Below are 25998 nucleotides of genomic sequence, written 5' to 3' on the forward strand. Positions count from 1 at the left end.
ATGCGGCGCCATGAGCTCCCCCACTGGGCCCGCCGGCCTGCCAGTACGAATGCCGCGCCCCCGCCAGCCCGGACGGCACCGCCGTCCCGAGCCGCTGGCGGCTCCCGAGGGCGCGCCCGCGCTTGTTCTCGCCGTGCCGGGAACGCCCAGCGCCGCCACGCGCAGCCTCGCCGAAGAGGTCGTCAGCATCGCCCGCTCCGAGCTCCCCGGCCTGGACGCCCGGATCGGATACCTCGACGGGGACGACGCGGAGTTCCCCACGCTCCAGTCGGTGCTCACGCACACCGCACAGGAGCGCGCCGCACGGTTCGAGCAGGCCAGGGCCGCCGGTGTGGACGTCAAGGAGCCCGAGGGCCCCGTCGCCGTCGTCGTGCCGCTGCTGGCCGGTCCGGACAGCGCGCTGCTGCGGGTCGTCCGCCAGGCCGTCATGGACAGCCGTGTCGCGGCCGACCTGACCGATGTGCTCGGCCCGCACCCGCTGCTCGCCGAGGCGCTGCACGTGCGTCTGTCGGAGGCCGGTCTGGCCCGTGCCGACCGGGCCCGGCTGTTCACCGTGGCGACCGCCGCGGACGGCATCATCCTGGCCTCCGTGGGCGGTGACGAGGCGGTGCAGGCGGCCGGGATCACCGGCATGCTGCTCGCCGCGCGCCTCGCCGTGCCGGTGATGGCCGCCGCGCTCGACCAGGAGGGCTCGATCGCCTCGGTGGCCGACCAGCTGCGCGGCTCCGGCTCGCAGAACCTGGCGCTGGCGCCGTATCTGATAGGGCCGGAGATCGACCCGGGTCTGATCGGGGAGGCGGCCAAGGAGGCGGGCTGTGCGGCCGCCGAGGCGCTCGGCCCCTACCCGGCGATCGGCAAGCTGGCCCTGGCCAAATACACGACGGCGCTGGGCATCGCGCCGCAGCAGCCGCAGGGCGCGCCGACGCGCTGACGTCGCGCCTGACCACCGTAAGACATGCCGAAGGGCCCCTCCCGGCGCGGGAGCGGGCCCTTCGGCGTTGCCGGGAGGTCCGGCGGGGCTCAGCCGAGGACCACGCAGGACGCGGCGGGCAGCTCCGTGGAGCCGCTCCGGCGCGGCAGTCCCGTCTCCGTGTCGACCGCGAACCAGGTCACGTCGCCGGAGCGTTCGTTCGCCACGTAGAGGAAGCCGTCGGACCCGGCGAGCGCCCGAGGCCAGTGGCCGCCGCAGGGGACGGTGCCGACGAGCCGCAGTCGCTCTCCCTCGACGGCGAACGTGGACAGGACGTCCTCACCGCGGGTGGCGGTCCATACGAAGCGGCCGTCGGGTGCGGCGACGACGCCCGACGGGTAGGCGTCGCCGGCCGGGGCCCCCGGGAGCACCTGGGCCTCCGTGAGGGGCTCCAGGAGTCCCTCGGCGGCGTTCCAGCGGCAGACGGTGAGGGTCGGGGCGAGTTCGTTGAGCACGTAGGCGTACCCGCCGTCCGGGTGGAAGGCCAGGTGGCGGGGGCCGGAGCCGGGGCGCAGGGCGATCTCGCGATGGAGGACCGGGCTGCCGCCGGTGAGTGTGCACACCCGCGCCGAGTCCGTGCCGAGGTCGAGGGTGACGACCCACCGCCCGCTGGGGTCGGCCTGGATGTGGTGGGGGTGCGGGCCCTGCTGGCGGCGGGCGTGCGGGCCCGAGCCGGTGTGCCGCAGCACGCCGGAGGCTGCGGACGCGAGGGTGCCGTCGGGGCGGAGGGGCACGGCCGTGACGCTGCCGGAGCCGTAGTTGGCGGTCAGGACGTGCCCGTCGTACAGGCCCAGGTGGGTGGGCCCGTCGCCGCCGACCCGCACCCGTGCGCCGGCCGGCTCGAGCTTGTCGCCGGTGACCCGGTACGCGGCCACCGCCCCGTCGGCGGTCTCGCTGACCGCGTAGAGCGTGCCGCCGTCGGGCGCCAGGGCCAGATACGCGGGGTCGGGGACCCGGTCCACGCTGCTCAGGGGCGTCAGGGCGCCGCTGTCCGGGTCCACCACGGCTGTCACGATGCCGGGGCCCCCGGCCGCCGTGAACGACCCGATGAAGGCCCTCCGCTGCCGTTCTGCCACCGCTGTCCCCTCTCGGTCCTGTGCCGTTCGGGGCGACCGTAGCAGCGGATCATCAACGGTCTAGACCAAATGGGGGACGGCCCCCTCGACTTTCCACAACTTTCATGAACCCGCGACGGAAGTGGCGACGGCCCGCGGGCGACTCCCGTACGGGACCAACGGCGGGTCAGGCTCCGACCAGGGGCGACCCGGACGGCGTCCGCAGGGGCGTGGCCAGCTCGGTGAGGGCCCGTTCCAGACCGTGGAGATGGGCCAGCGCGGGCTCCGCGGCGGGCGGACCGTCCACCCGCGCCACGTCCTCGCGCCTTCCCCCGGTGAGCGCCTCCACCGCGGTCTCCACCCGCCAGCAGGCGGCGGCGAGACGGGCGTCGTGCGAGGCCTCGGCGTCGGCGGCGACGGCGACCAGTCCGCGGACCTCGCGGGCGCAGTCGTCCAGCAGGGCGAGCACCCGGCGGGCGCGCCGCTTGCGGCCGAGCATCGGGTTGAGCGGGTGCACCAGCGGTGCGACGGACAGCCGTACCCGGCCGAGCAGCTGCTCCAGTTCGGCCACGCGCGGGGCCGGGTCGGCGCCCGGCACGCCGCGCAGGCGGGCGGCGGCCTCGGCGGTGCAGGCGTGGACGCAGCGCAGGGCGCGCTGGATCCAGGCGTCGGTGGTGGTGTGGGTGCTGACCGGCAGCACGAACAGCACGGCGAGCATCGCGCCGAGCGCCCCGATACCGGTCTCCACCAGGCGCAGGGCGAGCAGAGCGGGGGTGAGCAGGCCCAGGAGGCCGTAGAGCAGCTCGGCGAGGACGGTGACGCAGAGCATCATCCACGTGTACGAGACCGCGGCCGTGTAGAAGATCCCGAAGACGCACAGGGCGAGGAGTACGGCCGAGGGCACCGCGGAGCCCGCCACCGGAACGGCGACGAGCAGGCCGAGGCCGAGGCCGATCACCGTGCCGAGGACCCGCCGGAAGCCGCGGACGAGGGTCTCCCCGCGCGAGGTGGTGTTGACGAAGACCCACCAGGTCGCGCCGACGGCCCAGTACCAGCGCTCCGGGGACACCAGCTGGCCCACGACGAGCGCGAGGGCCGCGCCTGCGGTCGCCTGCACCGCCTGGCGGGTGGTCACGCGGGCGAGGCCGGTACCGGCGGGCGGTGCGGGCACGGGGGCCGGCGGCAGTCGGCGCTCGTAGCACCAGGCGCCGAAGCGCACCGCGGCGGCGATCAGCACGGACAGCAGGACGGCCGTGTACAGCTCGGGCAGCCGGTCCGGGGTGGCTCGCAGGAACTGCGCCACGAAGAAGGTCATGAACGCGAACACGCCGAGGCTGTGGCCGCGCGGGCCCCAGCGGCGCGCGTACACGCCCGCGCCGATCACGGCGAGGAAGGTGAGATCGCGGGCGACGGGCAGGTCGTGCAGCGCGGCCGCTGCGGCCAGCACGGGAAGTCCGACGGCGGGCAGCAGCGCGGTGGTGACCGCCTGCGCGCGGACCGTGGCGTCGGTGACGGTGAACAGGGCGAGCAGCGCGGCGAGGCCGCCGGTGACCGCGCCGACCAGGGAGTGTCCGGCGAGGCCGCAGACGGCGACCGCGAGCCCGATGCCGAGCACGGCCCGCGCGGCGAAGCGCAGCCTTACGCGCCCCGGGTCCGGGGCCATGAACACCCTCTTCAGCACTGCTGTCCGCCCCCTGCTCATATCCCGGCCCGAATCCCGGCACGAAAAAGGCGCCGCGGGGTCCGCAGCGCCATCGACAGGCTCATTGCAGCATCGCCGCCACTGCTGGCTCAAGTGGCGTCGGATATCCTGGGCCATTGGTACAGCGGAATCGGTCCTTGCCCGTCCATCAGCGGGCCAACGGACCACGGACGAGGAGACGCCGCGCACCATGGCCGTGGACGAGCTCGACACCCGCATCCTGCGGCTGCTCCTGGAGCAGCCGCGTACGAGCGTGCGTGAGTACGCCCGTGTCCTCGGCGTCGCCCGCGGCACGCTCCAGGCCCGCCTGGACCGTCTGGAGCGCGGCGGTGTGATCACCGGCACGGGTCCCACCCTCTCCCCCGCGGCCCTCGGCCACCCGGTGCTGGCCTTCGTGCACATCGAGGTCACCCAGGGCCGGCTCGACGACGTGGGCGACGCACTGGCCTCCGTACCGGAGATCGTGGAGGCCTTCTCGATCGCGGGCGGCGGAGATCTGCTGACGCGGGTGGTGGCGCGGGACAACGCGCATCTCGAGGACGTGATCCAGAAGGTGATCAGCCTGCCGGGCGTGGTCCGCACCCGTACGGAGGTGGCGCTGCGCGAGCGGGTGCCGCACCGGCTGCTGCCGCTCGTGGAGTCGATCGGCCGCTCCGTCCGCACCTGACATGCTGAACAGCATGAGCAAGCTCGGCACCCTCTCGGTCATCTTCGATCTCGACGGAACGCTCGTGGACAGCGAGCCGAACTACTACGAGGCCGGCCGCCAGATCCTCGCCGAGCACGGCGTACCGGACTTCACCTGGGCCGAGCACGAGCGCTACGTCGGCATCAGCACCCTGGAGACGGTCGGGCTCTGGAAGCGGGAGTACGGCCTGGACGCCTCCGTCGAGGAGCTGTTCGCCGCCAAGAACCGCCGCTATCTGGAGCTGGCCCGCGCGAACACCCCCGTCTACCCCGAGATGCGCAAGTTCGTGGAGCTGCTGGCCTCCGAGGGCGTGGCGACGGCCGTGGCCTCGGGCTCGTCACCGCAGGCCATCGAAGTGATCCTCCGGGGCACCGGCCTCGACGCCTTCCTGCGTACCGTCGTCTCCGCCGACGAGGTCGAGCGCGGCAAGCCCGCCCCGGACGTCTTCCTGGAGGCGGCCCGCCGGCTGGGCGCCGACCCGGCGCACTGCGTGGTCCTGGAGGACGCGGCCCCGGGTGCCGCCGCCGCACACGCGGCCGGGATGCGCTGCATCGCGATCCCGTACGTCGCCGCGCAGGCCGACGCACCGGAGTTCACCACCGCGAGTCTGCTGCTGCGGGGCGGTCAGGCGGAGTTCACGGCACGGTCCGCGTACGACTGGCTCGCGCGCACGGCCTCGTCGTCCTGATCCGACGTCATGGCGCCCTTCCTCCCGGCACTCCGAGCAAGTGCAGGTAGAGGGCGGTGACTTCGCGGACCGCGTCGTCGTACCGGTCGGGCCGCCCGGCGGTCACGCGCGCGAACTCCACGCACATGCCGCCCACCGCCCGTGCCAGGGTCAGCGGTTCGGCGGCCGGAGCCGCACGCCCCTGCTCCACCAGGCGACCGATGTAGCGGGCGAGGCGGTGGACGGGCCGTTCCCTGATCTCCTCCCACACCGCGCCCACATCCGCGTCGGTACGCGCCTGCTGCTCCAACAGCCGTAGCAGCGGCAGGTGGTGCACATAGGCCGCGATGAAGGCGCCGACGGACGCCTCGGCGACGGCACGGGCGTCGTCCGTGTCGACGCCCGGCACGTCCTGGGCGGCGAGGAAGGCGTCCCGTACGCGTGCCGCGAGAACACGGAAGATCTCTTCCTTGGACGCGAAGTACACATAGAAGCCGGCCCTGGACACCTCCGCCTCGGCGGTGATGTCGGCGACGGTGGCCGGACCGTGGCCGAGCCGGGCGAAGACGGTCTCGGCGGCGTCGAGGAGGCGTGCCCGGGCCGGTGCCTCGGTGCGGTCGCGGGCGGTGCGGACCGCCCAGGGCTTCTGCGTGCGGGTCACGCGGCGAGCATATTGACGTTGACGTCAATGTCAATGAGCATGACGGGGCCGGTCGTTGACGTCCTGGAGGCTCACGCATGGGTGCCGTGCTCGTCGCCAACCGCGGGGAGATCGCCGTACGGGTCCTACGGGCCGCCGCCGAGGCCGGGCTGCGTACGGTCGCCGTCCACGAGGAGGGCGACGAGGCACATCTGCGGCCGGCCGACGAGGCCGTGCCGCTGGGCGGATACCTGGACGCGGGCGCCCTGGTGGACGCCGCCCTGCGCACCGGCTGCTCCTTTCTGCATCCCGGGTACGGCTTCCTCAGCGAGGACGCGGACTTCGCGCGGCGGTGCCGCGATGCCGGGATCACCTTCGTCGGGCCCTCCCCGGACGTGCTGGACCTCTTCGGGGACAAGGTGCGTGCGCGTGAACTCGCCGTGGCGACAGGGGTTCCCGTGCTTCCCGGGGTGCGGGGCGGTCTGGCGGAGGCGCGGGCGTTCCTGGCCGGCGGGCCGGTGATGGTCAAGGCGGTCGGCGGGGGCGGCGGGCGCGGGATGCGGGTCGTGCGACGGGCCGAGGAACTGGACGAGGCCTGGGAGCGGTGCCGCTCGGAGGCGTCGCAGGCGTTCGGCCGGGGCGACGTGTACGCCGAGCGGCTGCTGGAGGGGGCCCGGCATGTCGAGGTGCAGATCGTCGGGGACGCGTCGGGTGCCGTCTCTCATCTGTGGGACCGGGACTGCACCGTCCAGCGCCGCCACCAGAAGGTGATCGAGATCGCGCCCGCTCCCGAACTCCCGGACGCGGTACGGGAGAAGCTCCTTGAGGGTGCCCTGCGGATGGCCTCGGCGGCCCGCTGTTCGAGTCTCGTCACCTTCGAGTTCCTGGTCCTGGGCGACCGGTTCCACTTCATCGAGGCCAACCCGCGGCTCCAGGTGGAGCACACGGTCACCGAGGAGGTGACGGGTGTCGATCTCGTCGCCGTGCAGCTGCGGCTGGCGGCCGGTGGCACGCTGGCGGAGCTGGGGCTGGCGGGGCCGCCGGAGCCGCCGCGAGGATTCGCCGTGCAGGGGCGGGTGAGTGCGCGGGGACCGGGGCGGATCACCCGCTTCGACGTGCCGACGGGGCCGGGGGTCCGGGTCGACACGGCGGTGCGACCGGGGGACGAGGTCGGCGTCCGGTACGACCCGCTGCTCGCGAAGGTCGTCGCCCACGCTCCGAACGGCGATGTGGAGGCGGCCTGCGCTCGGCTGCGGCGGGCGCTGGGCGAGTTCGCCGTGGAGGGGGTGCGGACCGGGATACCGCTGCTGCGGGAGGCGCTGGCCGAGCCGCGGTGCTGGACGCGGGCCCTGCCCGAGGAGGAGTTCACGGCTCCCGTGGGAGGCGCCGTGACCGCCCCCGTGAGCGGGACGGTCGTGTCCGTCGACGTCGCCGCCGGCGAACCGGTGCGTGGCGGGCAGCAGTTGCTGGTGATCGAGGCCATGAAGATGGAACACGTCGTACGGGCGCCTGGTGCGGGGCTCGTGGGTGCGGTGCACGCGCGCGTGGGGGCGACGGTCGACGACGGGCAGCTGCTGGTGGCTCTGAACGAGGTGTCCGGGGAGACCGAAAAGGAGGTGTCTCCGGAGGCCGTCGATCCGGACGCCGAGCGACCCGACCTGGCCGAGGTCCGGCACCGGCACTCCTTCGGACTGGACGAGAACCGGCCCGAGGCGGTCGCGAAACGGTATGCCCTGGGCCGTCGTACCGCCCGCGAGAACATCGAGGACCTGTGCGACGCGGGCTCGTTCACCGAGTTCGGCGCGCTCGCCGTCGCCGCCCAGCGCGGGCGCCGCTCGCTCGACGACCTGATCCGGTCGACGCCGGCGGACGGCATGGTCACCGGCACCGCGCGCGTCGGCGGCGAACCCTGCGTGGTGATGTCGTACGACTACACCGTCCTGGCCGGTACCCAGGGCCTGCAGAACCACCGCAAGACCGACCGCATGCTGGAGCTCGCGGAGGAACGGCGGCTGCCCGTCGTGCTGTTCGCGGAGGGCGGCGGGGGCCGGCCCGGGGACACGGACACGACCGCCGTGGCCGGGCTCGATGTGACCACCTTCCAGCGGATGGGGCGGCTCAGCGGGCTCGTTCCGCTCGTCGGTGTCGCCTCGGGGCGGTGCTTCGCGGGCAACGCCGCGCTGCTCGGCTGCTGCGACGTGGTGATCGCCACGCCCGAGGCGAGCATCGGGATGGGCGGGCCCGCGATGATCGAGGGCGGTGGGCTCGGTGTGTACCGGCCGGAGGAGGTCGGGCCGCTGTCGGTTCAGGTGCCCAACGGGGTGGTCGACATCGCCGTCACGGACGAGGCGGAGGCGGTGCGGGTCGCCCGGCGGTATCTGTCGTACTTCCAAGGACCGCAAGAGAGTTGGGAGGCGCCGGACCAGCGGTTGCTGCGGCAGGCGGTCCCCGGGAACCGGCGGCGGGCGTACGACGTGCGGGCGGTGGTGGACGGGCTGGCCGACAGCGGGTCCGCGCTGGAGCTGCGGTCCGGGTTCGGCATCGGGGTGCTGACGTTCCTGGTGCGGATCGAGGGGCGTCCGCTGGGCCTGATCGCGAGCAATCCGGCGCATCTGGGCGGGGCGATCGACCGGGACGCGGCCGACAAGACGGCGCGTTTCCTCCAGTTGTGCGACGCGTTCGGGCTGCCGGTCGTCTCGCTGTGCGACACCCCCGGGTTCATGGTCGGCCCGGACGCCGAACGGACCGCGACCGTACGGCACTTCGCGCGGCTCTTCGTGACCGGCGCGAATCTGCGGGTGCCGTTGGTGAGTCTGGTGCTGCGCAAGGCGTACGGGCTCGGCGCGATGGCGATGATGGGCGGCTCGACCCGCGCCCCGGTGGCCACCGCCGCCTGGCCCAGTGGGGAGTTCGGCGGCATGGGGCTGGAGGGTGCCGTCCGGCTGGGCTATCGCAAGGAGTTGGCGGCGATCGCGGACCCGGCCGAGCGCGCGCGTGCCTTCGCGGCGCGGGTCGCCGAGTTGTACGAACGCGGGAAGGCGGTCAACACGGCGGCGGCGCTGGAGATCGACGCGGTGATCGACCCGGCCGGGTCGCGGGACTGGATCCTCGCGGCACTTCAGGGGTGCCCCGTCCCGCGGCCGGGGCACCGCCCGTTCGTCGACACCTGGTGAGCCGCTACGGCCTCGTCTCGTGCGAGGGCTTCGCGGCCGGCTGGATGTTCTGGTTGAGACGGAAGACGTTGTCCGGGTCGCGGTCGGCCTTGATGCGGGCCAGCCGGTCGTAGTTGCCTCGATAGCTGGCCCGGACGCGTTCCTGGCCCTCGTCCATCATCATGTTCACGTAGGCGCCGCCCGCCGAGTACGGGTGCAGCGCGTCGAAGTAGTCGACCGTCCACCGCTTGATCAGCTCGGCGTTGGCCGGATCGGGGTCGACTCCGGCGTAGACCGACGCCCAGCGGGCGTGGCGGTAGGCCCAGGGGGTGTCGTCCTGGCCCACGTCGTGGGCGGCGCCGTCGATCGGGTAGAGGTGCATGGTCGACTGCATGGTGGGGACCTCCGCGCCGAACTTGGCGTGGAGTTCGACGGCGTCGTCCGGGATGGTCTCGACGAAGTCGGCGCGCCAGTACCACTGGTGGCCGGGCGGGTAGAGCCCGTCGAACGCGGACTGGATGTCGGGGTGCTGCATGGGCATGGGGGCGTGCAGCAGCGGCTGGGGCAGGGCGTCGAGGAGCGGGGCCATCTCGCGGGCGGCCGCCTCGGGGTCGGCGCCGGCGTAGCACCACACCACGCCCGCGGTCTTGCGGAGCTGGATCTCCTCGGGGAACGGCGGGGCCGGCGGCACGGTGCCGTGCAGGAAGAAGCCGTTGAGCTCGCGGGGCGCGTTCGGCAGGAAGTCCCGGTAGGCGGCGAGGACTTCGGCGCTGTCCTCGACGGCCCAGAAGGTGGGTCCGGCGACGACGGTGCTGATCTCGTGGAGCCGGAACAGGAAGGACGTCACGACACCGAAGTTGCCTCCGCCGCCGCGGATCGCCCAGAACAGGTCGCTGTTCTCGAAGCCGCTGGCCTGCACTTTGCGACCGTCGGCGAGGACGACGTCGACCTCCAGCAGGTTGTCGATGGTCAGCCCGCACTTGCGGGTGAGATGGCCGAGTCCGCCGCCGGTGGCGATGCCGCCGACACCGGTGGTGGAGATGATGCCGCTGGGGGTGGCGAGACCGTGCGCGTTGGTGGCGCGGTCGACCTCGCCCCAGACGCAGCCGCCGCCGACCCGTACGGTGTGGGCGTCCGGGTCGACCTCGACCTCCTTCAGAGGTGACAGGTCCAGGACCACCCCGTCGTCGACGGTGCCGAGACCGGCGCCGTGGTGGCCGCCGCCGCGGACGGCGAGGGGCAGGTCGTGTGCGCGGGCGAAGGCGATGACGCCGGCGACGGCGTCCGCGTCGGCGCAGCGGGCGACGAGTGCCGGGCGCCGGTCGATCATGGCGTTGTAGACGGTCCGGGCCTCTTCGTAGGCGGCGTCGTCGGGGCCTATCAACTCCCCGGTGAATCCGGTCAGTTCCCTGCGTGCCGCCTGAGCGATCGTGGTGGTCATGCGGTCCCCCGTTCACGAATCGGGTGATTCGGGTCAATTCGTACAGTCTACTCGCGTCGCACCACACGGGACATCCGTGGCCGTCACCCAGCTCGGGGCCGCCGGGTACCTACGTTTCGCCGGGAAGCGAAGCTTCCGGGAGCAGCCCGAGCCGCGCCGCGCGGTCGGCGGCGTGCCGCCGGGAGGGCGCGTCGAGTTTGTCGAGGACGGCGCGTACATGGTTGTCGACCGTGCGTACGGACACGACGAGCCGGGCCGCGATCTCGGCGTTGGTCAGGCCTTCCGTGAGCAGCCGCATGACCTGGAGTTGGCGCCGGGTCAGGCCCGCGGGGTTCTCGCGGGTCTCGGCCAGGGGGCCGCGCGGGATGTGGCGGACGCCGAGCTGCCGCAGTTCGGTGCGGAGCAGCCGGGCCCGGGGCTCGGCGCCCAGGGCGTCCAGGGCGGTGAGCGCGGTGAGTTTGTCGGCGGGGTCGGGGCTCTCGGCCAGGGCGACGGCGTGTTCGTAGGGGCAGCCCGCCGCCTCCCACAGGGTGGCGGCCGTGCGCCACTGGCCGCGGGCCTGGAGCGCGTACGGATGGTCCGAGTCCTCCAGTGATACGCGGTGCCCCGCTCTGGTGAGCCAGTAGCCGAGCTCGGCGCGGTACGGGATGCCGGGCAGGCGGTCGGCCTGGGCGTGGACGGGTCCCGCCGCCGCGACGACGGCGGCGAGGTCGCCGCGCAGCCACGCCGCTTCCGCGAGGGCCGCCGCGACCGGGCCGGTGCGTTGCAGTTCCCTGGTGCGTACGGCGATCTGCCAGGCCTCGGCGAGGAGTTCGGCGGCGCCGGGCCGGCCGCAGCGGGTGCGGACCCGGGCGAGCACGGTGAGCGCGGGACAGCGGGCGGGCACGAAGTCGTGCATGCCGTACTCGGCGTGCTTCTCGGCGTCGTCCCAGTCGGCGGCCGCGAGCCGCCGCATGGCCAGTTCGACGTGGAGGTAGTTGAGGAAGCCGAGGTGTTCGGCGCGGTCGGCGAGGTCCATGGCCGGGACCAGGAACGTGTCGGCCTCGTCGTACCGGAGGTGGTCGAGGAGGGTCCAGATCAGGTTGGCGTAGGACCGGCAGGCGTGTTCGACCTCGCCGGCGGCGAGCGCGACGTCGAGGCTCTCCTCCAGCTGCCACCGCCCGGCGGGGTCCCCGCCGCGCCAGCGGGCGCAGCCGACGTTGTTGAGGGCGTGGGAGAGGATCGCCGCGTCGCCCGCCTTGCGGGCCAGGACGATGGCGCGTTCGCCGAGTTCCACGGCCTCGGCGTAGCGGTCGGCCAGCATGCGCAGCTGGGCGGTGTTGCTGACGGCGAGGGCGAGGAGACGGTCGTCGCCGGCGTGTTCCAGCACGGTGACGGCCTCCCGGGCGGCCTCCTGGGCCTGGTCGGCGTCCCCGGCCCACCAGTGGATGCGGGACAGCCAGCGCAGGTCGGCGCCGAGGGCGAGGGTGTCGCCGAGGGAGCGACGCAGGGCGACGGCTTCACGCTGGGCGGTGACGGCGGTGGCCGAGTCGGCGATGGTGTAGCTCTCCACGGCGTGGCGTTCCAGCAGGTCGGCGAGTTCGGCCGGGGCGTAGCGATGGCGTTGCCGCAGAACGAGGCGGAGCTGGGCGGCGGCCTCACGGTGGGCGCCGGCGCCGGCGGCGTCCTTGGCCGCGTCGGGGCCGTAGCGGGCGATGGCGTCCTGGTCGCCGGCGCGGTCGGCGTGGTGGACGATGCGGGCGGCGTCGGAGCCGGGCCGGGCGACGAGTGCGGCCAGGACGTTGCGGTTGAGTGCGATACGGCGGGCTGCGGGCAGGGAGTCGGCGACGGCGCGCCGGATCAGCTCGTGCCGGAACGCCACACGCTCGGGCACCACGGCGAGCAGTCCGCGCTGCTCGGCCTGCGCCAGTACGGCCACACCGTCCGCCAACAGCGCGTCCACCAGCGGGCGTTCGACGGCCGAGGGGACGACGGCGAGCTGCTCCAGCGCGTCCAGCGTGGCCGCGTCCAGTCCGCGCAACCGGGCGAGGACGGCGTCGACGACGGTCGGCGGCACTCCCCCGGTGCCGCCCGCGGCCATGATCTCGGCGACGAAGAACGGGTTGCCCGAGGTCACCTCGTACACCTGGGCGGCGTCGAGGCGCCCGGGGGCGCTCAGTGTGCGGACCGCGTCGAGGGAGAGCCGGGCCAGGGGCAGCCGGTGCACTCGGGGCGTGCGGGAGACCTGGCCGAGGAGGTGGCGCAGGGGGTGGTCGCGGCTCAACTCGTCGTCGCGGTAGGTGAGGACGAGGAGGGCGGGCAGCTGTTCCATGCGCCGGACCAGGAAGCGCAGGGCGTCCAGCGAGGCCTCGTCGGCCCAGTGGACGTCCTCGACGACGAGGACCGCCGGATGCGGGGTGCCGGCGAGTTCGCCGTGCAGGGCCTCGTAGACGCGGTGCCGGTCGCCGCCCTCCATGACGGCCCGTGCCAGGTCGGCGCCGACGCTGCCGACGAGGTCGCGGAACGGGCCGAGGGGGCGCCGGGTGGCGAGGTCGTCGCACTGTCCGACGAGGACGCGCGCCCGCTCGGGCAGCCGCTCCGGCATCGCCTTCACCAGAGTCGACTTGCCGATTCCCGCCTCGCCGAAGACGAGCGCCACCGCACCGGCGCCGTCAGCGGCCTGTCGTGCGGCCGCGGCCAGTCGCGTCAGTTCGGGCTCGCGTTCGAGGAGCCACCGGTCCACGCGGGAGATTCTGCCACCGCGACACCGGACGGGCCCCGCCTCCGCACCTACGGCCCGCCACGACCCGGTGGCCGACGCACAGTGACTTCTCGACCGAACGGCCGGAACTGATCGCTCCAGAACCGTTGACGCTCACCCGCCCCCTCCCTATCGTCTGGTCGACTATTCGAATGGCGTTCGATATATGGAACACCGATAGAGGAGCACACATGGCACCGCCCCTCTCCAGACGAAACCTCCTCCAGGCCGCCGCCCTCGCCGCGGCCGCACCCGCGCTCTCGTACGCGGCGAGCGGCCGGGCCACCGCGGCCACGCCCGCAGCCTCCGCAACCGCGGCCGCGGCCGCGCCCGCCGCCTGGACCGTGCAGCCCTTCGCGCTCGACGAGGTGACCCTCGGGCCCGGTGTCTTCGCCGACAAACGGCAGTTGATGCTCGACCACGCGCGCGGCTACGACGTGAACCGGCTGCTCCAGGTCTTCCGCGCCAACGCGGGCCTCTCCACCGGCGGCGCGGTCGCACCCGGCGGCTGGGAGGGCCTGGACGGCGAGGCCAACGGCAATCTGCGCGGGCACTACACCGGCCACTTCCTGACCATGCTGGCGCAGGCGTACGCGAGCACCGGCGAGCAGGTGTTCGCGGACAGGATCACCACCATGATCACCGCCCTCACCGAGACCCGCGCCGCCCTGCGCACCGACCCGAAGATGCTCGCCGTCACCGGGAAGTGGGGCGCCGCACACGAGAACGTGCGCGGCTCCTACCAGTACGTCGACCTGCCCGCCGCGGTCCTCGGCGGCGCCTCCGCGATCACCCTGTCGGTGTGGGTCAAGCCCACCCACGACGCCAACTGGCAGCGCGCCTTCGACTTCGGCAACAACACCACCCGGTACATGTACCTGGCCACCCGCAACGCGAGCGGTGTGCCCCGGTTCGCCATCACCACCAACGGCGCGGGCGGCGAGCAGGCCCTCAACGGCACGGCCGCGCTGCCGCTGAACCAGTGGAGCCACCTGGCCGTCACGATCTCCGGCAGCACCGGCACGCTGTACGTCAACGGCACGGCCGTCGCCACGAACACCGCGATGACCCTCAACCCGGCGGCGCTCGGCACCCTCGCCAACAACTGGCTCGGCCGCTCGAACTACGCGGGCGATCCCGTGTACGCGGGCGCCTACGACGAGTTCAACGTCTGGTCACGCGCGCTGACCCAGGCCGAGATCACCTCGCTCCAGACCAACGAGGCCAAGCTCTCCACGGCCGGACTCGGCAACCTCGTCTCGTACTGGTTCCAGACCACCGGCGGCGGCACGTTCCCGGACGGCTCCGGCCGCGGTCTGACCGCCACGCTGCGCCGCACCTGGGGCGGGCCGAGCCACCCCGGGTTCCTGGCGGCGTACCCGGAGACGCAGTTCATCGACCTGGAGACGAGGACCGCCAGCGACTACACCAAGGTGTGGGCGCCCTACTACACCGCCCACAAGATCCTGCGCGGTCTGCTGGACGCGTACACCGCCACCGACGACGCGCGCGCCCTCGACCTCGCGTCCGGCATGGGCGACTGGATGTACTCCCGGCTGTCCGTCCTGCCCGAGGCGACGCTCCAGCGCATGTGGGGGCTGTTCTCCAGCGGCGAGTTCGGCGGCATCGTCGAGGCGATCGTCGACCTGCACTCCCACTCGGGAAAGGCCGAACACCTCGCGCTGGCCAAGCTGTTCGACCTCGACTCCCTCATCGACGCCTGCGCCGCGAACACCGACACCCTCAACGGGCTGCACGCCAACCAGCACATACCGATCTTCACCGGTCTGCTGCGGCTGTACGACGCGACGGGCGAGACGCGTTACCTGACCGCCGCGAGGAACTTCTGGGGCATGGTCGTACCGAACCGCATGTACGGTATCGGCGGCACCAGCACCGGTGAGTTCTGGAAGGCCTCCGGGCTGATCGCGGGCACGATCAGCGACACCAACGCCGAGACGTGCTGTGCGTACAACATGCTCAAGCTCAGCCGGACGCTGTTCTTCCACGAGCAGACCCCGAAGTACATGGACTACTACGAGCGGGCGCTGCTCAACCAGGTGCTCGGCTCCAAGCAGGACAGGGCCGACGCGGAGAAGCCGCTCGTCACCTACTTCATCGGGCTGACACCCGGTCATGTGCGGGACTACACGCCCAAGCAGGGGACGACCTGCTGCGAGGGCACCGGCATGGAGAGCGCCACCAAGTACCAGGACTCGGTCTACTTCAAGGCCGCCGACGGCAGCGCGCTCTACGTCAACCTCTACAGCCCCTCCCGACTGACCTGGGCCGAGAAGGGGGTGACGGTCACTCAGACCACGGACTACCCGCGTGAACAGGGCACCACGCTCACCATCGGCGGCGCCGGCGCGGCCTTCGCCCTGAAGGTGCGGGTGCCGTCGTGGGCCACGTCCGGATTCCGGGTGACCGTCAACGGCACCGCGGCGAGCGGGACTCCGGCCGCCGGGAGCTACTTCACGGTGTCCCGGACCTGGAAGGCGGGCGACGTCGTCCGGATCACCGTCCCGTTCCGGCTGCGGGTCGAAAAGGCCCTGGACGACCCGGCGTTGCAGACCCTCTTCTACGGGCCGGTCAACCTGGTCGCCCGCAACGCGGCCACCAGCTACCTGTCGTTCGGGCTGTACGCCAACGCGGCCCTGTCCGGCGACCTGCTGCCCACCCTCGCCCCGGTGAGCGGCAAGCCCCTCCACTACACCCTCAACGGCACGGAGTTCGCGCCCTTCCTGGAGGGGTCGGAGAATCCGACGCACGCCTACTTCCGGCGCGCGGAGCCCAAGGTCGTCTTCGGCACCCTGGACTCCGGGATCGCCAACCCCGCGAAGTCCGACGGCACCACGCTGCTCGACGAGATCTGGGCCGGGGCGCCGTTCGCGAGCAAGAGCGCGCTCGTGACCAAGGTGACGAGCACCGTGAACGCCTGGGTGTCGGCCGGGCTGCTCTCCCAGGCGAACGGCCAGGTGGTGATCAGCACGGCGGGGCAGGCGACCTACGTGTCCTGAAGGCTACGAGCGGCGCCGGGGCTTGCCGCGCCGGGCGCCCTGGGTCTTCTGGCCGGCGGGCGGCTTGCGTCGCCCGCCGGCCGCGTCGGGGCGCTTGGGCTGCTTCTTGGGCTCGGCCTTCGCCTTGGCCTTGTCCTGAGCGGCCGGGCGGCCGCGGGTGCTGTTGACCGTGCGGCCGCGGACGATGCCGATGAAGTCCTCGACCAGGTCCGTGGTCGCGTCCTCCGGCCACGACAGCGCGACGGAGGACACGGGGGCGTCCGTGACCGGCCGGTAGGTGAGGTCCTTGCGATGGTGCAGCCGGGCGAGCGACTGGGGGACGACGAGGACGCCGATACCGGCCGCGACCAGTTCGACGGCGTCCTCCGTGGTCGCGGGACGCTCGAAGGCGGGCTGCCCCGGCAGCCGCGGCCACTCCAGGACGTCGTCCAGGGGGTGCAGCACGATCTCGTCGGCCAGGTCCTCGGTCGTGACCTCGTCGACCGCGGCGACGACGTGGTCCTTCGGGACGACGACGACCGTGCTCTCCTCGTAGAGCGGGATGGCGCTGAGCACCGTACGGTCCACCGGCAGCCGTACGAGACCGGCGTCAGCGGCCCCGTCCCGCAGCGCGTCGCGCGCCTCGGCGACGGAGAGCTGGAGGAGGGTCAGCGGGATGTCGGGCAGTCGCTCGTTCCAGATCCGCACCCACTTCGAGGGGGTCACGCCGGGGACGTAGGCGAGCCGGAACTGCGGGGGTTCTTCCGAGCCTGTCACCTGGCCAGGTTACCGGCCGTGGTCGGCGGACGTTCACCCAGTCGATACCCTGGACACCATGACGCAGCACCAGAGCACCCAGACGATGAAGCCCGCGACCGCGGCGAAGAAACTGGGTGTGTACCTCGAGGCCACCCCCGCCGAGTTCCGTGAGGGTGTCGTCTCGCGGGCACAGCTCACCGAACTCCAGGCCGATCCGCCCCAGTGGCTCCAGGATCTCCGTGCCCACGGCCCGCACCCCCGTCCGGTGGTCGCGGCCAAGCTCGGCGTGTCCATCGCGGGCCTGGCGCGCGGCGGCGTCACCGAGCCGCTCACCACCGAGCAGATCGAGGCGCTGAAGCAGGAGCAGCCTGAGTGGCTGGCCAAGGAGCGCGCCACCCAGGTCGAGGTCCGCACCGAGACGGTCCGGATCAAGAAGAAGCGCGCCGAGGAGGCGGAGAAGGCCGGGCGCGACACCCGCGACTGACCTCGGCCGCCACCGCGCTCCGCCGCCCGGATGGATTCCCGCGTCCGGTGCGTGCGACGCAGTTCGTGGTGACCGCCTGCGCGATCCGGCGACGGAAAGCTGTCGCGCATGCTCACACCTCATGTGCGGTCAGCACGGCGCCGACCCGACGGACGCCGCCGGTCCCTCCTGGCCCGGGCCGGGGCGGTCGCGGTCACCGTCCTGGCACTCGTCCTGACCCTTCCGGGTACCGCCCTCGCGGCCCCGGGCGACCTGGACCCCGCCTTCAGTAGCGACGGCAAGGTCCTCACCGGCTTCGCCGGCGACGATCACGCCAATGACGTGGCGGTGCAGTCCGACGGAAAGATCGTCTCGGTCGGCACCTCCACCGACGAGTCGCTGCTGGAGAGCCGCTTCGCGCTGACCCGTCACCTCGCCGACGGCACCCTGGACACCGCCTTCGGCGGCCGCGACGGTGACATCCCCGGCACGGTGACGACCGCCGTCAACACCATGGACACGAACTTCCAGTGGAGCGAGGCCCACGCCGTGGTCCTCCAGGCCGACGGCAAGATCGTCGTAGTGGGCAGCAGTTGGCGCGAGTACGAGGACTGCTGCTGGTTCGTGGTGGTCCGCTACAACGCGGACGGCACCCTGGACGACTCCTTCAGCGGCGACGGCCGGGTCTTCGCCGACATCGACGGCCCGACCGAGGCCCTCGACGTGGCGATCGACTCCAGCGGTCGGATCGTCGCGGCCGGCTACACCGGGGGCCGCATGGCCGTGCTCCGCCTCACCGGCGACGGCACCCCGGACAGCACGTTCGGCGGCGACGGCACGGTGACCGCCAATCCCGCGGGACCGGTCCCCCAGGAGGGCGGGGACGGCCGTGCCCTGGCCCTGCAGGCCGACGGGAAGATCGTCGTCGGGGGTGAGGTCGGCTCCACCCGCTTCGACTTCGCGCTGATGCGCTTCAACACCGACGGCAGCGTGGACACCGGCTTCGACGGCGACGGCATCGTCCGCACCGACTTCGGCGGCTACGACAGTGTGGAGTCGCTGGCGGTCCAGCCCGACGGCAAGATCGTCGCGGCGGGCACCGGCGACAGCGGAGCCGCGCTGGCCCGCTACCACACCAACGGCAGCCTGGACACCAGCTTCGACGGCGACGGCCGGGTCGTCACACCCGCAGTCGGTGTCGCCGACATGGTGCTCCAGCCGGACGGGCGGATCGTCGCCGCCGGCACCGCGGGCAGCGACTTCTCGGTCCTGCGGTACAACACCGACGGCAGCCTGGACAACGGCTTCGGCACCGCCGGTCAGGCGACCGCGGACTTCGGCGGCGTCGACACGGCACGCGGCGTGAAGCTCGACTCCGCCGGCAGAATCGTCGCCGCCGGTACGGGCGGTCCGAACAGCGACTTCGCGCTGGCCCGCTTCCAGGGCGGAGGCAGCACGCCACCGCCTCCGAGCGGCACGGACCTCTCGGTCACGAAGAGCGGCACCGGCACGGTCAGCATCGGTGACCGTGCCACGTACACCGTGGCGGTCACCAACACCACCGTCGGCACCACGGCGACCGGCGTCACCCTCACCGACACGCTCAGCGGACTCGCCGCCTCGGTCGTCTCCGCCACCACCACTCAGGGCAGCTGCACGATCACCGCCACCGGCGCCACCTGCGCCCTCGGCAGCGTCTCCGCCGCCGGCCCCGGCGCCACGGTGACGATCGTCGTGGAGCCCCGCGCCACCGGCACCCTCACCGACCGCGCCACGGTCACCGCCACCACGACCGACCCGGCCGCCGCCAACAACACGGCCACCAGGACCACCACCGTCAACAACGCCCGCGGCTGCACCCGTATCGGCACCAGCGGCAACGACACCCTCACCGGCACCTACGGCAACGACGTGATCTGCGCCCTCGGCGGCGACGACACCGTCAACGCGAGCTACGGCAACGACACCGTCCACGGCGGATACGGCAACGACCGCGTCGACGGCCAGTTCGGCGACGACACGCTCAACGGCGGCCCCGGCAACGACAACCTGATCGGCAACTACGGCGCCGACAACCTCAACACGGTCGACAGCGTCTCCGGCAACGACACCGCCAACGGCGGCTTCAACACGGACACCTGCACGACCGACGCGGGCGACATCCGCATCAGCTGCCCCTGATCTCCGGCGCAGTCACACGGCGGCGGCCCTCCATGTCCCGGAGGGCCGCCGCCGCGTCCGTCGCCACGCGTCCGCGACAGCGGCGGCCCGCAAGCCACCCCACGCACCACTCTGGACGCCCTGGGAATCCCTGGCCTAGGCTGCACAGCAAGCGCTTTCTAAGCAGCCAGCCAGTCCGTCATGCGCCGAGCTCCGCCGACAGTTCCGTGCGCGAGCCGACGCGGACCGGCGCGGAAAGGTAGCGTTCCGTGCCGCACCACGAACCGAACGGCCAGTCAACGTCCTGGACCCGTCAGTCCTTCCTGCGGGGCATGGCCGCAGCAGGAGCGGCTCCCCTGCTTCCCGGGCTGCTGCCCGCCGCGACCGCCCGGGCCGCGGAGTCCAGCCGGCCCGGCTTCCTCCTGGTGGGTGAGGGCGCCGCCGTCGACGTGTTCGTGGACGCCGTCGACGACCCCGCCGTGATCCGCGCCGCCGGCGATCTGCGGGCGGACATCGAGCGGGTCGGCGGAGTACGGCCGGGGCTGCTGCACGAACTGCCCGCGAAGACGGACCGGTTGGTCGTGGTGGGCACGATCGGCTCGAGTCCGGTCATCGACCGCCTCGTCGCGGCGGGACGGCTCGACGTCTCCGGGGTCCGGGGGCGCTGGGAGGCCTCCGTCACCCAGGTGGTGGAGCGCCCGGTGCCCGGTGTGCGGCGCGCCCTGGTCATCGCGGGCAGCGACCGGCGGGGCACCGTCTACGGCGTCTACGACACCTCGGAGCGCATCGGGGTCTCCCCCTGGTACTGGTGGGCCGACGTGCCGGTCGAGCGCCGTGACACCGTGACGGTCCCGGCGGACACCGTCAAACGGCGTGAGCCGTCCGTCCGTTACCGCGGCATCTTCATCAACGACGAGCAGAACCTGACCACGTGGTCGCACCGCACCCAGGAAACCGACAAGAACATCGGCCCCGAGACGTACAAGCGCGTCTTCGAGCTCCTGCTCCGACTCAAGGCCAACTACCTGTGGCCGGCCATGCACCCCTACTCCGACTTCTTCAACAAGCACCGCGACAACCCCGAACTGGCCGACCGCTACGGCATCGTCGTCGGCTCCAGCCACCCCGAGGCGCTGCTGCGCAACGGTGTCCACGAGTGGGAGCCGTGGGCCGCCGAGCACCCGAACGCGGACGGCACCCCGCCGGTGTACGACTACACCGTGAACCCCTCGGTCATCTCCGACTACTGGAGAGCCCGGGCGAGACAGAACGCGGCGTACGAGAGCAGCTGGACGCTCGGCATGCGGGGGCTGCACGACAGCGCGCTGGAGACGAAGTACGCGACGACGATCCCCGAGAAGGTCGTCGTGATGAACGACATCATCGCCGAACAGCGCCGGACCCTGACCGAGGAGGTCGGTGCGGCGGCCGAGCCGCAGATCTTCATCCCGTACAAGGAGGTGCTGGACCTCTACAACGCGGGCGTCCAGGTCCCCGAGGACGTGACCCTGATCTGGCCGGACGACAACCACGGCAACATGCGCCAGCTGCCGAACGACGCGGAGCGCGCCCGTCCGGGCGGCAACGGCATCTACTACCACCTCTCCTACTGGGGCCGCCCGAAAAGCTATCTGTGGCTGGACACCACGCAACTGGCCAAGGTCTGGCAGGAGTTGCGCCGTGTGCATGAGCACGGCGTCGACCGCATGTGGATCTTCAACGTGGGTGACCTCAAGTCGATCGAGACCGGGCTGTCCTTCTCCATGGACATGGCCTGGGACGTGGACCGGTGGGACGCCGACGACGTGGAGGACTTCCTCGCCGAGTGGGCCGGACGGCAGTTCGGGCGTCTGCACCGGCGGGAGATCGCGGCGATCCGCACCGAGTACTACCGGCTGGCGGCGGAGCTGCGGCCGGAGTTCATCGCCCGCGGGATCCTGTCCGTGATCCACCACGGAGATGAGGCGGGGCGCCGCCTCGGCGCGTACGACCGGCTGCTGGGCCGGGTGCGGGCGGTGGGCGCCGAGTTGCCCGAGGCGTACCGGGACGCCTTCTTCGAACTGGTCGAATACCCGGTCCATGGCGCCTACTTGATGAACCTCAAGTACTACTGGGCGGACCGCAACGGGCTGGCGGTGACACAGGGGCGCGGTGCGGGGACCAACCGGTTCGCGGACCTGGCAGAGGCGGCCCACGCCCAGGAGGCGGCGCTGACCAAGCGGTACAACACCGAGGTGGCGGGCGGGAAGTGGGACGGGATCGTGAACCCGTACCCTTCGCAGATCCCCAAGGCGCCGGGGCGGCCGAGCGTCACCCGGGTGGCCCGGCGCGAGACCTCGGGGCTCGGCGTGGCGGCCGAGGGAAACGAGACCGGGGCGGCCCGGCCGCTGTCCTTCTCCTCCTCCACCCGCGACCGGCGCTTCGTGGACGTCTTCAACACCGGCTTCCTCGCCCTGGACTGGACGGCCGAGCCCGGCGCCCCCTGGCTCCGGCTGAGCTCGGCGGGCGGATCCCTCACCGAGCAGACCCGGGTGTGGGTCGAGGTCGACTGGGCCCGGGCGCCCGAGGGCACGCTCGACACGACGGTCACCTTCGCCGGGGCCGGCCAGAGCGCCGAGGTGCCGGTGCGGGTGGTCAACGACGGCGAGCGGGCCCTGCGGCGGGCCCGGGGGTTCGTCGAGGCCAACGGGTTCGTGTCGATCGACGCCGCGCACTTCGCGCGGCGGGTGGCGCGAGGCGGGGCGCGCTGGCGGGCCGTACGCGGACTCGGTCGTCGTACGGGCGCGATGGAGGCGGTCCCGTCGACGGCCGCCGCGGTCACCGAGGACTTCGCCGAGCAGGCACCGGAGTTGGGATACCGGGTGCGGTTCGCGAGCACGGGCACCTTCCCGGTCACCGTGTTCCGGCTGCCCTCCCTCGACGAGCGCGGCCATCGCCGGGTGGCCGTCGCGCTCGACGACCAGCCGGCCACCGTGCTCACCGGGCAGTCGGTCGCCACCGGCAACCGGGGGGACGCGTGGGCGCGTCAGGTGGAGGACGGCGTCGAGAAACTGACGGCGCACGTGACCGTCACCGAAGCCGGTGACCACATGCTGCGGATCTTCATGGTGGACGCGGCGATCGCCGTGGACCAGATCGTCGTCGACACCGGTGGACTGCCCGTCAGTTACCTTGCCCCGCCCGAGAGTTATCACCCGGTGTTCAACCCCGAGCCCGCCTACGAGCCGGGACTGGACGTGCCGGGGCAGTAGGTTGCCCGCATGAGTGAGAGCACATCCCGACTGGCCGGGAAAGTCGTGGTGGTCACGGGTGCGGCCCGTGGTCAGGGCGCCGCGGAGGCGGCCGCCCTGGCCCGGGCCGGGGCCGAGGTGATCGCCACCGACGTACGGCCGGAGGACGACGGCTGCCGCCGCCTCGACGTGAGCAGCGAGACCGACTGGGCGGAGCTGGCCGCCGAGTTGGGAGCGACGTACGGCCATGTCCACGGTCTGGTCAACAACGCGGGCGTCATCCGGCGCGGGCGGCTCGGGGAGGTCGGCCCCGAGGAGATGGCACAGGTGCAGGCGGTCAACACGACCGGGCCCCTGCTCGGCATCCAGCGGCTCTCCCCGCTGATGCCGCCGGGCTCGTCGATCGTCAACGTCGGTTCGTCCGCCGCGCTGACCGGCTACTACCCCGTCGCCTACACGGCCAGCAAGTGGGCGCTGCGCGGGGTGTCGAGGATCGCGGCGATGGAGCTGGGGCCGCGGGGCATCCGGGTCAACACGATCCATCCGGGCTACATCGAGACGGACATGACGGCCGCGGCCACCGAGACGTTCCGTGAGACGACGATCCGCGAGACGCCGCTCGGCCGCAGCGGCAGGCCCGACGACATCGCCCCGCTCGTGGTCTTCCTGATCTCCGACGAGTCCTCGTTCATCACCGGGACGGACATCCCGGTGGACGGCGGTCTCACGGCTCACGGCGGCGTCAAGTCCATCTCGGACGCGATGCGACCGGACGGACCGTAGAGAGCTCCGTGCGGACCGCCGGTCCCCCGCGCCGGCGGTCCGCACGGAGAGAGGGAGAGAGCCAGGCATCCCCTCCGGGCCTGTTCTCCCCTGTCTGCGGTCGCCGGGGGCGCCGATGTGCTGGAGTACACGAGAACGTCGCTGTTGCTCTGTTGCATTCTGGAGGGGCAAGAGGTTGCGCAGGTATGGGTACAACTGCGTAGGCGAACGAGTGGAGCGCGAACGTGGCACAGGGGCTGGGCGGAGCCTATGAACGCATGCTGGCGGTGGCCGTCGCCGCCCTCCACGAGCGGGATCCGGGGCGGTTGTGGCCGTTGGTGGCGGGCGCGCTGCCGGGTCTGATCGGGGCCGAGGTCCTGATCTACAAGCTGGACGACTGGAGCGAGAGCGGGGGCACGATCGGTCTGTCGCCCGGTGTGGAACCGGAGTTCGACGGGCTCGGCGACGAGGCCGTGGGACTGCTGCGGGCCGGGTATCCCTTCGCGGAGCACTACGGGGCGAGCCCGGACCGGGAGCCGGTGACGGCGCGTCGGGCGGCCGGGCGGAACTGGTCCGGGAGCCCGACCGCGCGGCTGCTCGACGACATCATGGACGTGGACCACGCGTTGGGGATTCCGCTGCCGCAGTCGAGGGCGCCGATCACCGGCTGCATCGTCTACCGCTCCGGGCGGGACTTCACCGATGAGGAAGTCGTGGTCGCGGGGCGGCTTCAGCCGCTGCTGGCGGGGATAGAGCAGCAACGGCAGCTCCTCCAGCGGGTGGTCGTGCCGAGCGGCGACGACGTGGGGCTGACGCCGCGGGAGTCGACCGTGCTGCTCCTGCTGGGCGACTCCCTGACGGCCGCCGCGATGGGCCGTCGCCTCGGTATATCCGAGCGGACGGTGCACAAGCATGTCGCGAACGTCTACCGCAAGCTCGGCACCCATGACCGGCTCGGGACGGTGCTGCGCGCCCAGCGGCTGGGTCTTGTGCCCGCGCCGGCGTCACGGGGGTGAGGGCACGCCGTCGCCCTTGAGGCGTTCCAGGTCGGACGGGCGGACCTGGATGGCGAGGACGGCGATCAGCGCGGCGAGGACGGCGAAGATCGCCGCCACGACGAAGGCGGCCGAGACTCCGGCGGTCAGGACCTCGTCGCCCCAGTGGCCGGGGAGTTGCCCGGTGCGCTTGAACTGCAGGAGTTCGGCCGGGGTCGCCTGGTCCAGGAAGCGCGGGACCTGCTTGTCCGCCTCGTTGGTGCTGGCCGTGCCGAACGTCGTGACCAGGATGGACAGTCCCAGCGAACCGCCCACCTGCTGCGTGGCGTTGAGGAGTCCGGAGGCCGCGCCGGTCTCCTGGACCGGCACGTTGGAGAGCGCCATCAGGGTGAGCGAGACGAACTCCATGCCCATGCCCAGGCTGAAGACGAGGATCGGGCCGAGGACGCTGCCCGCGTAGGTGGAGTGGACGTCGGTCTGGGTCAGCCAGGCCAGTCCCGCCGCGGCCAGGATCGCGCCCACCACCATGAACGGCTTGGGTCCGTAGACGGGCAGGAACCGCGAGGCCAGCCCGGCGCCGACCGCGATGACCGCGCTGACCGGCAGGAAGGCGAACCCGGTGGCCAACGGGCTGAAGTTCAGGACGTTCTGCACGAAGAGCGTGAGGAAGAAGAACATGCCGAAGATCGCGGCGGCGAGGCACAGCATGATGCCGTAGGTGCCCGCGCGGTTGCGGTCGGCGAACATGTGCAGCGGTGTGATCGGCTGCCGGGAACGCCGTTCGACCAGGATGAACAGCGCGAGGAAGACGACGGCCGCGCCGAACGAGGCCAGCGTGAGCGCGTCCCGCCAGCCTTCCTGCGCGGCTCTGATGAACCCGTAGACCAGCAGGACCATGCCGACGGTGGAGGTCAGTGCGCCGGTGAGGTCGAAGTGGCCCGGGTGGCGTTCGGACTCCCTGATCCAGCGGGGCGCGGCGAGGGCGATGAGCAGTCCGATGGGGACGTTGACGAAGAGCACCCATCGCCAGTTCAGATACTCGACGAGGATGCCGCCGGCGAGCAGCCCGATCGCGCCGCCGCCCGCCGAGACCGCGGCGAACACCCCGAACGCCCGGTTGCGTTCCGGGCCTTCGCGGAAGGTCGTGCTGATCAGAGAGAGGGCGGTCGGGGAGGCGATGGCGCCGCCGACGCCCTGGAGGGCGCGTGCGGACAGGAGTTGGGCCTCGTTCTGCGCGAACCCGCCGAGCAGGGACGCCAGGACGAAGAGCAGGACACCGAAGATGAAGACCCGCCGTCTGCCGAGGATGTCACCGGCGCGGCCGCCGAGGAGCAGCAGACCGCCGAAGGTGAGGGTGTAGGCGTTGACCACCCAGGCCAGGCTGGTGGTGGAGAAGTCCAGGGAGCGCTGGATGTCCGGCAGCGCGATGTTCACGATGGTGATGTCGAGGACCACCATCAACTGACACGAGGCGATGACCAGGAGGGCCAGGTTGTTTCCGCCACCGCCGGTGTTCCCGGTGGGGGCCTGGGCTGCGGAAGTCGACTGCGAGTCACTGGTCATGGGATATCGCGC

At 72.3% G+C, this 25998-nt stretch carries 17 protein-coding genes; 10 read left to right on the forward strand and 7 right to left on the reverse strand.

All coding sequences use genetic code 11. The features are described 5' to 3' along the window. The first annotated feature begins 10 nt into the window (after nt 1–10). A complete protein-coding gene (locus OG381_RS08540) occupies nt 11–931 on the forward strand; it encodes a sirohydrochlorin chelatase (protein WP_327715518.1) in 921 nt (306 codons plus the stop codon). 89 nt (nt 932–1020) lie between these two features. Here OG381_RS08540 and OG381_RS08545 read toward each other — a convergent pair whose 3' ends face one another. Then, nucleotides 1021–2046: a lactonase family protein gene (locus OG381_RS08545; protein WP_327715519.1), complete on the reverse strand. Its 1026-nt coding sequence runs from the start codon at nt 2044–2046 to the stop codon at nt 1021–1023. 166 nt (nt 2047–2212) lie between these two features. Then, nucleotides 2213–3706: an FUSC family protein gene (locus tag OG381_RS08550; RefSeq protein ID WP_327715520.1), complete on the reverse strand. Its 1494-nt coding sequence runs from the start codon at nt 3704–3706 to the stop codon at nt 2213–2215. Between the two features lie 211 nt (nt 3707–3917). On the opposite strand from OG381_RS08550, the gene OG381_RS08555 reads away from it, so the two are divergent. Further along, nucleotides 3918–4394, forward strand: a complete 477-nt coding sequence (locus OG381_RS08555) for an Lrp/AsnC family transcriptional regulator (RefSeq protein ID WP_327715521.1) — start codon at nt 3918–3920, stop codon at nt 4392–4394. A 13-nt stretch (nt 4395–4407) separates the two neighbouring features. Then, on the forward strand, nt 4408–5103 hold the full coding sequence (locus OG381_RS08560; protein ID WP_327715522.1) for an HAD family hydrolase: 696 nt from the start codon (nt 4408–4410) through the stop codon (nt 5101–5103). A 7-nt stretch (nt 5104–5110) separates the two neighbouring features. On the opposite strand, the gene OG381_RS08565 is transcribed toward OG381_RS08560, so the two are convergent. Continuing rightward, the gene (locus OG381_RS08565; protein ID WP_327715523.1) at nt 5111–5743 is read right to left on the reverse strand and encodes a TetR/AcrR family transcriptional regulator; all 633 of its coding nucleotides are present in this window, start codon (nt 5741–5743) and stop codon (nt 5111–5113) included. A gap of 77 nt (nt 5744–5820) precedes the next feature. On the opposite strand from OG381_RS08565, the gene OG381_RS08570 reads away from it, so the two are divergent. Then, nucleotides 5821–8895, forward strand: a complete 3075-nt coding sequence (locus OG381_RS08570; protein WP_327715524.1) for a carboxyl transferase domain-containing protein — start codon at nt 5821–5823, stop codon at nt 8893–8895. A 4-nt stretch (nt 8896–8899) separates the two neighbouring features. On the opposite strand, the gene OG381_RS08575 is transcribed toward OG381_RS08570, so the two are convergent. Both OG381_RS08575 and OG381_RS08580 read right to left on the reverse strand, forming a co-directional pair. Then, complete coding sequence (locus tag OG381_RS08575; protein WP_327715525.1) at nt 8900–10315, reverse strand: FAD-binding oxidoreductase; 1416 nt, start codon at nt 10313–10315, stop codon at nt 8900–8902. A gap of 109 nt (nt 10316–10424) precedes the next feature. Next, on the reverse strand, nt 10425–13037 hold the full coding sequence (locus OG381_RS08580) for a helix-turn-helix transcriptional regulator (protein ID WP_327715526.1): 2613 nt from the start codon (nt 13035–13037) through the stop codon (nt 10425–10427). A 209-nt stretch (nt 13038–13246) separates the two neighbouring features. Here OG381_RS08580 and OG381_RS08585 point away from each other — a divergent pair, with 209 nt between their 5' ends. Then, nucleotides 13247–16075: a beta-L-arabinofuranosidase domain-containing protein gene (locus OG381_RS08585; RefSeq protein WP_327715527.1), complete on the forward strand. Its 2829-nt coding sequence runs from the start codon at nt 13247–13249 to the stop codon at nt 16073–16075. Nucleotides 16076–16078: 3 nt separating this feature from the next. Here the strand turns inward: OG381_RS08585 and OG381_RS08590 are convergent, their stop codons facing one another. Then, nucleotides 16079–16831, reverse strand: coding sequence for a LysR substrate-binding domain-containing protein (locus OG381_RS08590; RefSeq protein ID WP_327715528.1), 753 nt, complete (start codon nt 16829–16831; stop codon nt 16079–16081). Nucleotides 16832–16889: 58 nt separating this feature from the next. Between OG381_RS08590 and OG381_RS08595 the strand changes: the two genes are divergently transcribed. The 5 genes from OG381_RS08595 (at nt 16890) to OG381_RS08615 (ending at nt 24444) form a co-directional block, all read left to right on the forward strand. After that, on the forward strand, nt 16890–17297 hold the full coding sequence (locus OG381_RS08595; protein ID WP_327715529.1) for a DUF5997 family protein: 408 nt from the start codon (nt 16890–16892) through the stop codon (nt 17295–17297). Between the two features lie 108 nt (nt 17298–17405). Then, nucleotides 17406–19457, forward strand: a complete 2052-nt coding sequence (locus OG381_RS08600) for a calcium-binding protein (protein WP_327715530.1) — start codon at nt 17406–17408, stop codon at nt 19455–19457. A gap of 311 nt (nt 19458–19768) precedes the next feature. After that, a complete protein-coding gene (locus tag OG381_RS08605; RefSeq protein WP_327715531.1) occupies nt 19769–22687 on the forward strand; it encodes a glycosyl hydrolase 115 family protein in 2919 nt (972 codons plus the stop codon). 9 nt (nt 22688–22696) lie between these two features. Beyond that, entirely contained in the window at nt 22697–23449 is a 753-nt protein-coding gene (locus OG381_RS08610; RefSeq protein ID WP_327715532.1) for an SDR family NAD(P)-dependent oxidoreductase, read from the forward strand. A 224-nt stretch (nt 23450–23673) separates the two neighbouring features. Next, complete coding sequence (locus OG381_RS08615) at nt 23674–24444, forward strand: response regulator transcription factor (protein WP_443061885.1); 771 nt, start codon at nt 23674–23676, stop codon at nt 24442–24444. Here OG381_RS08615 and OG381_RS08620 read toward each other — a convergent pair. Then, complete coding sequence (locus OG381_RS08620) at nt 24433–25986, reverse strand: MFS transporter (RefSeq protein ID WP_327715533.1); 1554 nt, start codon at nt 25984–25986, stop codon at nt 24433–24435. The two genes, OG381_RS08615 and OG381_RS08620, sit on opposite strands and share 12 nt — an antisense overlap. Nucleotides 25987–25998 lie beyond the last annotated feature (12 nt).

It is taken from the genome of Streptomyces sp. NBC_00490 (genome assembly GCF_036013645.1).
Classification (GTDB): Bacteria; Actinomycetota; Actinomycetes; order Streptomycetales; family Streptomycetaceae; genus Streptomyces; species Streptomyces canus_F.